The sequence below is a fragment of the Kitasatospora sp. NPDC056783 genome, assembly GCF_042789895.1.
Lineage (GTDB): Bacteria > Actinomycetota > Actinomycetes > Streptomycetales > Streptomycetaceae > Kitasatospora.
Genome location: NZ_JBHUAF010000266.1, coordinates 1 through 12,085 on the forward strand (window position 1 = coordinate 1; position 12,085 = coordinate 12,085).

Annotated in this window: 7 protein-coding genes and 3 pseudogenes; 7 read left to right on the top strand and 3 right to left on the bottom strand. The window is 72.9% G+C overall.

The annotated features are described in order from the left end of the window. Positions 1–45: 45 nt before the first annotated feature. Positions 46–1,028 (bottom strand): annotated as a pseudogene (locus ACFRMQ_RS29060) (NADPH:quinone reductase). A gap of 193 nt (positions 1,029–1,221) precedes the next feature. Here ACFRMQ_RS29060 and ACFRMQ_RS29065 point away from each other — a divergent pair. Continuing rightward, positions 1,222–2,043, top strand: a pseudogene (locus ACFRMQ_RS29065) (transposase); the annotation flags it as partial. A gap of 424 nt (positions 2,044–2,467) precedes the next feature. Here ACFRMQ_RS29065 and ACFRMQ_RS29070 read toward each other — a convergent pair. Further along, a complete protein-coding gene (locus ACFRMQ_RS29070; RefSeq protein WP_380733634.1) occupies positions 2,468–4,420 on the bottom strand; it encodes a helix-turn-helix domain-containing protein in 1,953 nt (650 codons plus the stop codon). 299 nt (positions 4,421–4,719) lie between these two features. Between ACFRMQ_RS29070 and ACFRMQ_RS29075 the strand changes: the two genes are divergently transcribed. Together ACFRMQ_RS29075 and pabB are read left to right on the top strand one after the other, a co-directional pair. Next, positions 4,720–5,502 carry a methyltransferase domain-containing protein gene (locus tag ACFRMQ_RS29075; RefSeq protein WP_380733635.1) on the top strand — a complete coding sequence of 261 codons (783 nt, stop codon included), beginning with the start codon at positions 4,720–4,722 and terminating at the stop codon, positions 5,500–5,502. Between the two features lie 42 nt (positions 5,503–5,544). Then, entirely contained in the window at positions 5,545–7,713 is a 2,169-nt protein-coding gene (gene pabB, locus ACFRMQ_RS29080; protein ID WP_380733636.1) for an aminodeoxychorismate synthase component I, read from the top strand. A gap of 46 nt (positions 7,714–7,759) precedes the next feature. On the opposite strand, the gene ACFRMQ_RS29085 is transcribed toward pabB, so the two are convergent. Beyond that, positions 7,760–8,701 carry a transaldolase family protein gene (locus ACFRMQ_RS29085; protein ID WP_380733637.1) on the bottom strand — a complete coding sequence of 314 codons (942 nt, stop codon included), beginning with the start codon at positions 8,699–8,701 and terminating at the stop codon, positions 7,760–7,762. A 317-nt stretch (positions 8,702–9,018) separates the two neighbouring features. Between ACFRMQ_RS29085 and ACFRMQ_RS29090 the strand changes: the two genes are divergently transcribed. The 4 genes and pseudogenes from ACFRMQ_RS29090 to ACFRMQ_RS29105 all read left to right on the top strand — a co-directional run. After that, entirely contained in the window at positions 9,019–10,188 is a 1,170-nt protein-coding gene (locus tag ACFRMQ_RS29090; protein WP_380733638.1) for a 3-deoxy-7-phosphoheptulonate synthase, read from the top strand. Positions 10,189–10,229: 41 nt separating this feature from the next. Beyond that, complete coding sequence (locus tag ACFRMQ_RS29095; RefSeq protein ID WP_380733639.1) at positions 10,230–11,000, top strand: 2,3-dihydro-2,3-dihydroxybenzoate dehydrogenase; 771 nt, start codon at positions 10,230–10,232, stop codon at positions 10,998–11,000. A 64-nt stretch (positions 11,001–11,064) separates the two neighbouring features. Continuing rightward, on the top strand, positions 11,065–11,745 hold the full coding sequence (locus ACFRMQ_RS29100) for an isochorismatase family protein (RefSeq protein WP_380733640.1): 681 nt from the start codon (positions 11,065–11,067) through the stop codon (positions 11,743–11,745). Next, a pseudogene (locus tag ACFRMQ_RS29105) lies at positions 11,742–12,085 on the top strand (phenazine-specific anthranilate synthase component I); the annotation flags it as partial. The gene ACFRMQ_RS29100 and the pseudogene ACFRMQ_RS29105, both read left to right, overlap by 4 nt.

Consider the following 12,085-nt stretch of genomic DNA (forward strand, 5'->3'; position numbering starts at 1 on the left):
CCCCGTGACACCACGGGGCGGCCGGCCCCGGGCTCGGCCCCGGCCCTACGGCCGCGGGACGTCCACCAACACCCGGCCGCGGACCCCGGCGTCGACGTGCTCGTGGGCCTCGGCGAGGTCGCCCAGCGGGTAGCGGGCGGCGGTCGCCACCGTGAGGGCGCCGACGGCGGCGGCGGCCGTGAGGTCGCGGGCGGCCTGCCGCCTGGCCTCCGCGGGGAAGTCGTGCTGCCGAACAGCCGCAGCGTGACGTTGTTGAACAGCAGCGGCCAGAACGGGATCTCGGTGCGGTCGGCGCGGGTGGCGTACCCGGCGATGACCGCGTCGTTGCGGACCACCGCGCAGTCCAGGTCGGCATTGTCGGACAGGGCCACCTCGATCACCCGCTCCACGCCCTGCGGCGCGAACGCGCGGATCGCGGCCGCCGGGTCGGCGGTGTCCAGGGCGATGGTGTGGGCGACCGCCACCGGGTCGACCCGCTCGGTGTCGGCTCCGCGCCGTACGGTGCCGATCACGGTCGCTCCCGCCCAGTGCGCGAGCTGCGCGGCCATCGAGCCGACCGCGCCGAGGACGCCGTGCACCAGGACCACCTTGCCGTCGACGGGCCCGTCGGCGAAGACGGTGCGGTGCGCGGTGACGCCGGGGATGCCCAGGCTCGCACCGAGGTCGTCCGACAGGTGGTCGGGCAGCGGAACCGCCAGCTCGGCGGGCACCACGGTGTACTGCGCGGCCGTGCCGTGGGGGCGGTAGGACTGGGCGCCGTACACCCACACCCGGCGGCCGGCCAGGCGCGCGTCGGCGCCCTCGCCGACGGCGTCGACGACCCCGGCCGCGTCGCTGTGCGGGATCACCCGCGGACAGGGCATCGACGAACCGAGCCAGCCGCGCCGCTTCTTGGTGTCGCCGGGGTTGACGCCCGAGACCGTGACCCGGACCCGGACCTCGCCGGGGCCGGGCACGGGATCGGGCAGATCTCCGCACCGGAGCACCTCGGCGGCGGGGCCTTGCCGGTCGTACCAGGACGCGATCATCTCAGTCCTCAAGGTCAGTGGGTCCGGGCTGGACGGATGCCCGCCCCTCCCCGCGCCGGTGGTCGGACCAGCGCGACGGGGCGGATGTGTGTGGTCGGCTCACCTGTTGTCGGCGGCCCCTCCGACCGCACCGTGAAGACAACCCCCTCCGCTCAGGAGAACGCGGGGGTGTCGGAGTTAGGGGATCGTGGAAATGACTGCCGTGGACACCATACGGCGCCTTCGACCGGAGGTGCCGGACGCCGCTGTCGCCGAACTGTGCGCCGAACTGTTCGCCCTGCTGCCGCGTGCGGACCAGAGGGAGAAGGGCGCTCAGTACCTGTACGGGCTACTGACGGCCGACGGACGCAAGACCGCACGCAACATCGCCGCCCACGTCGGGGGCGGCGCGGCCGAACAGAGCCTGCATCACTTCGTCTCCTCGTCCACCTGGGACTGGATGCCGCTGCGGGCGGTGCTGTGCCAGTACCTGGAGCGGGTGCTGCGCCCGCGCGCCTGGGTGGCGCGGCCGCTGGTCATCCCGAAGGCCGGGCGCCACTCGGTCGGGGTGGCCCGGCGGTTCGTGCCCAGCCTGGGCCAGGTCGTCAACAGCCAGGAGGCGCTGGGGATCTGGGCCGTGGACGAGGAGGCGAGCGCGCCCGTGCACTGGCGGCTGATGTGCCCCGAGGAGCCCCGCGGGACGGCCACCGGCCGGACGGGCTCCGGTGCCGGACACCCCACGGTCACCGACGCGGAGTGTGTCGCGGCCACCGCCCTGGAGGTGCGCGGGTGGGCTGGGGGCACCCCCCGCCCCGTCGTCGTGGACCTTCCGGACTGCGACCCGCGCGCCCTCGTCCGGCAGTTCGCCGCCGAGCGGATGCCGCTGCTGGCCGCCGTCAGCGGGACGACCCGGGTGACGATCGCCGACCCGGGCCGACTGCCCGGCGACACCGACCGGGAGGTCTCCGCCCAGCAGTTGCTGAAGATGATCCGGGCCATGCGCCGGCCGGTCGTCTGGCGGGACCCGGAGACCGGAACGGCCCGCACCAGTCTGGTGGCGACCGTCCGGGTCGTCCTGTCGCCCTCGTCACCGGCCGGCGGCGGGAGGGTGCTGCTGCTCGGCGAGTGGACCGATCCGCACGGCTGGCCGCAGCGGTACTGGATCAGCAACATGACCGAGGGGACGGCGGGGGCGATGCTGCGCCTGACGAAGCTGACGCTGCGCGCCGAGCACGACTTCGCCCGGATATCGGTGCCGGTCGGGCTCGTCGACTTCGAGGGGCGGTCCTTCAACGGCTGGCACCGGCACATCACCCTGGCCTCCGCCGCGCACGCCGTCCGCGCCCTGACGGCGGCCCCGAAGCTGGCCGAACCGCCGCACGACGAGAGTGAGTTGCGGGTCGGCGACCTGCGGACCGCCGACCGGAGCGAGCCGTTCCCGTACGAGGGGCCCACCGTCGTCAGCCGCGCGCGGGGGCGGCTCGGTGGAGTTCCTGCTTCCGGGTCAGGACGCGTCGCGTACGGTGCAGTTGGAGGGCCACTTGCACCTCCAGTGCCTGAGCCGGTTCCTGCCACTTCTCACCGAGCAGTTCGGTGATGCGTTCCAGCCGCCGTGACACGGTGTTGGGGTGCACGTGGAGCCGCTCCGCCGCGTAGGTGGGGCTGCCGCCCGAGGCGAAGTACTCCTCCAGCGTCCTCGCCAGTTCGGTGCGCTGGAGGTTGTCGTAGTCGAGCACCGCGCCGATGGTGTGGCTGATGAAGTCGCCCGTGTCGGGGTTCTCCGACAACAGCAGCCCGAGGAAGCCGAGTTCCTGCGGCGAGGCGGTGCTGCCGACCCCGCCGAGGGCGACCACGGCGTCCAGGCAGCGTCTGGCCTCCTGATAGACGGTGGCGATGGCCGCCGGATTCCCGGCCGGGCCGGAACTGCCCGCCGTGACCCGGCGACCCAGCACCGAGGTCAGCTCCTTCGACAGCGCGGCCGAGGCGGCGCCCGGGTCGGTGCCGGGCAGCAGGAACACCAGGCAGTCCCCGGCCAGGGTGCGCAGCCCGCGGTGCCGGTGGGCGTACGCCGACGCCCACACCAGGGCCCGGCCCTGGATGCCCCCTTCGGGGCGGGTGGCCACCACGACATGGGGTTCGTCCAGGTCGAGGGAGAGCCGTCGGGCGCGCTCGGCGACCTGTTCGAGCACCGACGGGGAGCCGGAGAGCAGGTCGCGGAGCAACTCGTCGCGGGCCTGGCCGTCGGCGACGGCCGCGCTGCGCTGCATCAGCAGCAGGACGGCGATGCACTGGGCGACCATGGCGAGCAGCTGGACCCGGTGCCGCTCGGCCTCCTCGGCGTCCTCGGGCGGGTCCGCCGTCCCGGTGGCGTCGGGCTCCTCGGGCGGGAGCAGCACCAGCGTGCCGAGCATCTCCGCCCCGGCGGCCGCCGGGGCCACCCACAGGCCGCCGGCCGTGCGCACCGGCCGCCGTTCGGCGTGCGCGTCGAGCGAGGCGGTGGCGACCTCGTCCGCGACCGCCGTCTCCGGGACGGAGCCCGCCGCCGCCACCTCCCGCCCCGCCGCGTCCCGGACGCTCAGTGAGCCGCCCAGGAGCCGGCCCGCCTCGGTGGTGAGCACCTGGAGGTCGTTGCCGGCCAGCACCAGGTCGATCAGCCGACTGTGCGTGCTGCGCAGCTGCTGGGCCAACTGCGAGGAGCTGCGCTCGCGTTCGGTGTCCTCGGCCACCTCGGCGATCTCCTGGCGGGTGCGGTCGAGCAGGCTGGCCTTCTCGATGGCGACCGAGACCAGGTCCGCGAGGGACACCATCAGCGAGATCTCGTCCGGGCCGAAGTGCCGCACGGAGCGCCCGGCCGCGTAGAGGACGCCGGTGACCTCGTTGTCGCGCTGGAGCGGGACCGCCATCACGGCGCGCAGGCCCTCGGCCCGGACGACCCCGTCGGTCTCCTCGGCGTGGGTGAAGGTCTCGTCGGTCAGGTAGTCGGGGGTCGAGAACGGACCGGCCAGCTTCATCGCGCGCAGCCCGAGCCCGCCCGACAGGGGCATCCGGAAGCCGACGGTGATCGCCGAGGCCTGGCCGTCCGCGGCGCGCACCAACGAGCCCTTCTGCTGGGGGTCGAACAGCGCCACCCAGGACATGTCGACGCCGAACAGCAGCCGGGTGCGGCGGACGATCACCTTCAGCAGGGTGCTGAGTGTGTACGGAAGGGTGAGGTCGCGAACGGTGTCGACCAGCGCCGCGAGTCCGGCCTCGCGCTGGCGGCGTCGTTCGAAGAGGTCCCTGATGCGTAATGAGAGGTCCCGGGCACGTTCCAGTTCGGCCAGCCGGTGCGGAGTGACGCCGTCGGCCCGGGCGTCGGTGACGACCTTCTCGTAGCGGTCCGCGGGGGCCTCCGCGACCAGCAGTTCGAGCATGTCGAGCGCGTTAGACGAAGACCCCGGGATGTCCCGCACTGTGTTCGCTCCCCCCTTGAACCGAGCAAGCAGTCGACAAAATCTAGGTTGGCCCTCAGGCAGTGGTCAACCGGGGCTCAGGCCCGCCGTGCAGGTGAGCGCGGTGCGCGGTGGGTGGGCCACCACCCCCCATCACCGACGTTGTCGCCCGACCACCTTCTGGTGAACGCGCTCCACGACGAGGCTGAATCCAGCGCCACAGGGTCGTGGCACGACGGGCCGCTCAGGCGGGCAGTCGAGATTGAGTATGGGGGAGACAGATGTCGCACGCACAGCTGGAATCGGTCATCGCGCCCGCACCGCGTGGCGAGAACGCCCTCGGGCACCTCCGGCTCGGCAGCTACCAGCGCTCGCTCGGGCGCAGCCACGAGTCGCTCACCCGCAAGGACCGGCCCCGGGTCTTCACCATGTACGGCCGGGAGTGGGACCTGCTCCCGGAGGTCTTCGCCCCGGTCTTCTCGCCCTCGACCCGGGTCGGGATCGAGTTCCTCGGCCTCGCGGAGCCGGGCTCCCACGCCGGCGGCTCCTTCCTCGAAATGGGCTGCGGCACCGGCCTGGTGGCCACGATGGCGCTGTTCTCCGGCTTCGACCGGGCGGTGGCCGCGGACATCAACCCGATGGCGGTGGCGAACGCCGCGGCCAACGCCGACCGGCATGGCGTCCACGGCCGGCTGCGCGCCGTGCACAGCGACCTGTTCTCCGGCCTGGAGTCCGACGAGCGCTTCGACGTCGTCTTCTGGAGCTCCAACTACGTCCTGGCCCCCGACGACTACAGCTACCGCTCCTCGCACGAGCGGGCCTACGTCGACCCGGGCTACCAGGCGCACCGCCGGTACCTGGCCGAGGCGCCGCTGCGAGTGACCCCGACCGGCCGCGCCCTGCTGCACTTCAGCGACCGCGGCGACGTGCAGGCGCTGTACCGCGCGGCGGAGGAGACCGGACGCAGGCTGCGTCTGCTGGCCGCCCGTCCGGTGCGCGAGTCCGAGTACGGCAGCGAGACGGTCGAGCACCTGCTGTTCGAGATCGTGCCGCGCACGGTCTGAGACCTACCGACCCGGCCACCGACGACGAACCCGAGGACAATCGTGCGCACGCTTCTGATCGACAACTACGACTCGTTCACCTACAACCTCTTCCACCAGCTGACGGAGGTGAACGGCCGGGAGCCGGAGGTCGTCCGGAACGACGACCCGGCCTGGCGCCCGGCGATGCTCACCGAGTTCGACAACGTGGTGATCTCGCCCGGCCCCGGCACCCCGCACCGCGCCACCGATCTGGGCATCTCCCGCGAGGTCGTGGCGTACGCACGGCAGCCGCTGCTCGGTGTCTGCCTCGGGCACCAGGCGATCGGGCTGCTGCACGGCGCCGAGGTCCACCGGGCACCGGAGCCCCGGCACGGGCGGACCTCCCCGGTGCACCACTCCGGCACCGGCCTGTTCCACGGGGTTCCCGACCCGATGGAGGTGGTCCGCTACCACTCGCTCACGGTGAGCGCGCTGCCGCCGGAGCTGGAGGCCACCGCCTGGACGCCGGACGGCGTCCTGATGGGGCTGCGGCACCGGCTGCGTCCGATGTGGGGGATCCAGTTCCACCCGGAGTCGATCTGCACCCGGGACGGCACCCGCCTGCTGCGGAACTTCGCCGAGTTGAGCAGCCCCCACGTCGGCCGGCACCCGCTGCGCCGACGGCGCCCGTCCGGCATCGTGTGGCCGGTGCGACCCGCTCCGGAGCCGCCCGCCCCGGAGCCGCCGGCCCCGGAGCAGTCGGCCCGGCGGCTGCGCGTGCTGGTGGAGCGGCTGCCGACCCGCTGGAACGACGAGGCCGCGTACGCCGCGCTGTTCCGCGACCGCGATCACGCCTTCTGGCTGGACAGCAGCCGGCCCGACGCGAGACGCGGACGGTTCTCCGTGATGGGCGACGCCTCCGGGCCGCTGGGGCGGGTGGCCACGGCCGACGTGTCCAGCGGCACGGTGAGCGTGCGGTCCCCGATGGGCACCGAGGTGTCAGCGGGCGGCTTCCTCGACTGGATCCAGCGGGACCTGCGCGGCATCCGCACCGAAGTGCCGCCGCTGCCCTTCGACTTCGCGCTCGGCTGGGTCGGCTACCTCGGCTACGAGCTCAAGGCCGAGTGCGGGGGCGACGCGGTGCACCGCTCACCGGACGCGGACGCCACCATGGTGTTCACCGGCCGGGCCCTGGTGATCGACCACGTCACCGGGACCGGCTACCTGCTGGCGGCGGCCGAGAAGGACGTCGCCGGCAGCACCGCGGCGGCGCGGGGATGGCTCGGCTGGGCACGGGAGCGGCTGGAACGGGAGGCCGCGGGGCGGCTGCCCGAGGCGGTCCCCGGCGTCGGGGAGGCGCCGGGGCCCGAGGACGAGCCGGCCGAGGAGACGGCGACGGTCGAGCTGCGGCACGACCGGACGTCCTACCTGGCCCTGATCGACGCCTGCCAGGAGGAGATCGCCGCGGGCGAGACGTACGAGGTGTGCCTGACCAACATGGCCGAGGTGCGGGGCAGTTACGACCCCTGGCACAGCTACCTTCGGCTGCGTCGCGACCACCCGGCACCGTTCGCCGCGCTGCTCCAGTTCGACGGGCTGAACGTGCTGAGCACGTCGCCGGAGCGGTTCCTGCGGGTCGGCACCGACGGGGTGATGGTGTCCGAGCCGATCAAGGGCACCCGGCCGCGCGGCACGGACCCGGCCCAGGACGCGGCACTGGTCGCCGCGCTGGCCACCGACGAGAAGGACCGCGCCGAGAACCTGATGATCGTCGACCTGGTCCGCAACGACCTGGGCCGGTGCGCCGTGCCCGGCTCGGTGGAGGCCGACGACATCTTCCGGGTGGAGAGCTACGCGACGGTCCACCAGCTGGTGAGCACCGTCCGGGCGCGGCTGCGGCCCGAGTTGGACGCGGTGGACTGCGTCCGCGCGGCCTTCCCCGGCGGTTCGATGACGGGCGCGCCCAAGGTGCGCACCATGAAGATCATCGACCGTCTCGAAGGCGGCGCCCGCGGGGTCTACTCCGGCTCCATCGGCTATCTGTCGCTGACCGGCGCCGCGGACTGGAGCATCGTCATCCGCACCGCGCTGATCACCGAGGACCGGGTCCGCTACGGGGTCGGCGGGGCGGTGATCGCCCTGTCCGACGCGGCCGCCGAGTTCGAGGAGACCGCGGTGAAGGCCGCGCCGCTGCTGCACCTGACGGGGGCGGTCTTCCCCGAGCGCGAGCAGGACGGCGTCAGGTCCTGACCTTCCGTACGGCGGTGCCCCCGGGGCGGGGCACCGCCGTACGCGTTCACCCGCGCTCCTGCCCCGCCCGCTCCAGGTCACTGGCCACCGTGCCCAGGTCGACGCCCAGCTCCGCCAGCTCCTTCAGGACCCGGCGGCCCTCGGAGTTCGAACCCATCAACGCCTCCCCCGCCAGCTCGGCCTCCGCGGCGACCGCTTCGAGCCGCCGCACGCTCAGCACGTGCGCGGTGTTCGCGCCCACCAGGGCCTCCATGTGGCGCGGGGACGGGTCCGACCAGAGCAGCAGTGGGAGCTGCGCCCCCGCCGTTCTGATGACCCGCCACCAGTCCGTGCTGAGCCGGTCCTCGCGGAGCCGGTGCAGGCAGCGGGCCAGCGCGACGGCGGCGGTGCCCCGGGCAGCGACGGCCCGTGGACCGGGCACCGCCGCCAGCCGCGCGTCGACCGCGTCGTCCAGCAGGCCGACCGGGACCCCGGCGACGAGCGTGATCTCGTGCAGCGGCAACCCGGACACGAGGGCCCGTTCGATGCCGACGAAGAAGGCGTCGAGGAGCTGCTCGTAGCCCTCCTCCGAGTACACCGGGCCGGCGTGCACCCCGATGCCCTCGGCCAGGCAGTCGCGCGTCGCCGCCACGCCGCCCGGGTCCACGGGCAGCCGGACCAGGACGTTGGCGCGGCCCACCTGCTCGTGCAGGTCGGCGGCCGTCTCGAAGAGGTCCTCGGCACTCGTCCCCCTGCCGACGGCGGGGGCCACCGAGACGTGCCCGGCCCGCCCGTCCGTCGCCAGGAACGCGGGGAACAGCGCGTCGCAGACGCGGTGCAGCACGGCGGGCGGTCCGCCGGTGAGCACCACGCCCGCGACGAGCTCGCGACGGGCAAGATGGCTCAGGACCTCGACGTCGAAGTCGGATGTGGCGTCGGCCGACAGCCACGGGGCAACTCCCTCGGCTGCCAGCTGGTGAAGCATGGCAATGGCTAACCGGCTGATCATAAGGTCCAGCGTAGGGCGGTTCGGCGACGCTGTGCATATCCCGGATCCGAATCTGTCAGGTCACCGCTCGGCCGGCCATTCGGACGCTGCCGGACCGGTCCCCACCCCGGCGGCGGCCACCCCTCCATTTCCCGGATGACACACCGCCACCCCCCTGCGCACTATCCCGGGGAATATGTGACTTAATGCCCGTCAGGTGACTGAAAAACCGCCACCTGACGAAGTTGGGATATCACGATGGCGACCGAAGGGCTCAATTTCGCAAACTCGACGGCACGACCCCGCCTGAGCGACCACGAGAGCACTGGAGGTGCCACGTGCATAAAGTCGCACAATGGAAGACAAGGCCCGCGGACCAGCAGCCGACTTGGCCGGACGAAGAAGTTCTGTGGCAGGTCCACGATGAATTGAGGGAATCCCCGGCGCTGGTGCGCGGGGCCGATGTCCGGACGTTGCGCGAGCAGCTCGCCCGCGTCGCGGCGGGCGAACTCCAGGTGATCCAGAGCGGTGACTGCGCGGAGGACCCGGCGGAGGCGACCAGCGGCCACGTGGCCCGCAAGAGCGCGCTCCTCGACGTCCTCGCCGGGGTGATGAAGGGCCGCTCCCACAAGCCCGTCATCCGGGTGGGCCGGCTCGCCGGACAGTTCGGCAAGCCGCGCTCCAACCCCACCGAGGTCGTCGACGGGGTCGAACTCCCGGTCTACCGGGGCCACATGGTCAACGCCCCGGAAGCCGATCCCGACGCCCGCAGGCCGGACCCCAAACGGCTGATCAGCGGCTACCGGGCGGCCTCCGACGTGACGGCGCTGCTCGGCTGGGCCTGCGACGAGGGCCCGTCCCCCGTCGAGGCACCCGTGTGGACCAGCCACGAGGCCCTGCTGCTCGACTACGAGTCGGCCATGCTGCGCCACGAGGCGGACGGCTCGCTGCTGCTGGCCTCGACCCACTGGCCGTGGATCGGCGAGCGCACCCGGCGGCTCGACGGCGCCCACGTCGCGTTCTTCGCCGCGCTCGCCAACCCGGTCTCGGTCAAGGTCGGGCCGACCATGACGCCCGAACAGCTCCTCGAGCTGTGCGAGCGCCTCGACCCGCTGCGCCAGGCCGGCCGGCTGACGCTCATCTCCCGCATGGGCGCCGGCAACGCGGCCGAGCGGCTGCCCGCCCTGGTGCGCGCCGTCCGCGCGGCCGGGTACCCGGTGATCTGGCTGTGCGACCCGATGCACGGCAACACCGTGTGCACCCCGCACAACTACAAGACCCGGTACGTCGAAACCGTCGTGCAGGAAATCCGGGAATTCCAGGCAGCGGTCGACGGGAACGGCGGCGTGGCCGGCGGGCTCCATTTGGAGACCACTCCGGACGATGTCTTCGAATGCGCACAGAATGCTTCCGAGGCCGACCGGATCGGGGACAAGTACACCAGTTACTGCGACCCGCGACTGAACCCCAGCCAGGCCGCCGACGTGGTTTCCGTCTGGCATGGCTGAGCGATCAGCCGCGGCAGCAGCTGAATAAGGAGCCGACCGTCATGCAGAACCAAATAGCTCTGGTCACCGGCGCGGCCGGCGGCATAGGCGCGGCGGTGGTGGAGGCGCTCGCGGGCCAGGGGATCACCGTGGCCGCCGTCGACCGGGACGGCGACCTGCTCGACGTCCTGGTCAAGGAGTCCCACGAACGGGGCGAGTCCGTCACGGCCTTCATCGGCGACGTCACGTCCAGCGCGCGGGTCGAGGCGCTGGTGGACGACGTCGAGGCACAGCTGGGGCCGATCGACCACCTGGTCAACGCCGCGGGCGTGCTGAGGCTCGGCGAGGCACGCGCCCTGACCGACGCCGAGTGGAGCATCACCTTCGCGGTCAACACCACCGGCACCTTCTTCGTGTCCCGCGCCGTCGTCAACCGCATGGTCCCCCGGCGCCGGGGCGCGATCGTCACCATCGCCTCCAACTCGGCGGGCACCGCGCGCACCGAGATGTCGGCGTACGCCGCCTCCAAGGCCGCCGCGACCATGTTCACCAAGTGCCTGGGGCTGGAGGTGGCGAAGTACGGCATCCGCGCCAACATCGTCGCCCCCGGCTCCACCGACACCCCGATGCTCACGGCCATGTGGACCGACCAGGGCAGCGCCCGGGCCTCCATCGACGGCGTCCCGGAAGCGTTCCGGGTGGGCATCCCGCTGGGAAAGCTCGCCCGGCCCAGGGACATCGCCAACGCGGTGGCGTTCCTGCTCTCCGACAAGGCCTCCCACATCACCATGCACGACCTGACGGTGGACGGGGGTGCGGCCCTCGGTGTCTGAGCCCTTCGGCCCGCCCCGCGGACCGCACGCCCGCACCCACCAGTCCCAGTAAGGAGCACCACCTGTGCCAGGCATACCTCCCATCCGCCCGTATCCCCTGCCGACGGCAGCCGACCTGCCGGCGAACACGGTGGACTGGACGGTCGACCCCGACCGCGCCGTGCTGCTGGTGCACGACCTCCAGAAGTACTTCCTCGCCGCGTTCCCGGCCGGGCAGGAGCCCGTCGAGTCGATGGTGCGCAACACCGCGCGACTGCGCGAGCGCCTCGCCTCGCTCGGCGTTCCCGTCGCCTACACCGCCCAGCCCGGCGGGATGACCGAGGAGCAGCGCGGGCTGCTCAGGGACATCTGGGGCCCCGGCATGACGACCAGCCCCGAGGACCGCCAGGTCGTCGCGCCGGTGGCACCCGCCGACGGCGACTGGGTGTTCACCAAGTGGCGCTACAGCGCCTTCCACGACACCGACCTCCTCCAGCGGATGCGCGACAGCGGCCGCGACCAGCTGGTCATCTGCGGGGTCTACGCCCACGTCGGCGTCCTGATGACCGCCCTGGACGGGTTCAGCCACGACATCCAGCCGTTCGTGGTCGCCGACGCCATCGCCGACTTCGGCCGGCGCCACCACCGGATGACCCTGGAGTACGCCGCCGCGCGCTGCGCCTCGATCGCCCTCACGGACGACCTGCTGACCTCGCTGCCCCTGCCCGCCGGCCGCGAACCCGCCCTCGCCGGAGGTGTGGTGTGACACACGACCTGCTCGGCCGCGTCCTCGGACCGCGGCCGGGCCCCTTCGCCCTCGTCTACCGGCCCGACACCACCGGCCCGGACCGCCTCGACGTCCTGCTCGGCAGCGTCTCCGAGGTCGGCGCCCTGGCCGACATCCCGCTCGACACCACCACCCCGGCCGGCGACGGGCCGCACCAGGACGTACTGGCGCTCATCCCCTACCGGCAGATCGCCGAGCGCGGCTTCGCGGCGCGCGACGACGGGACGCCGCTGCTCGCGATGACCGTCGAGGCGCAGGCCGTCGTCGACCTCGACGAGGTGCGCCTGCGCGTCCCCGACGCACCCGTGCGGCTCGGAGC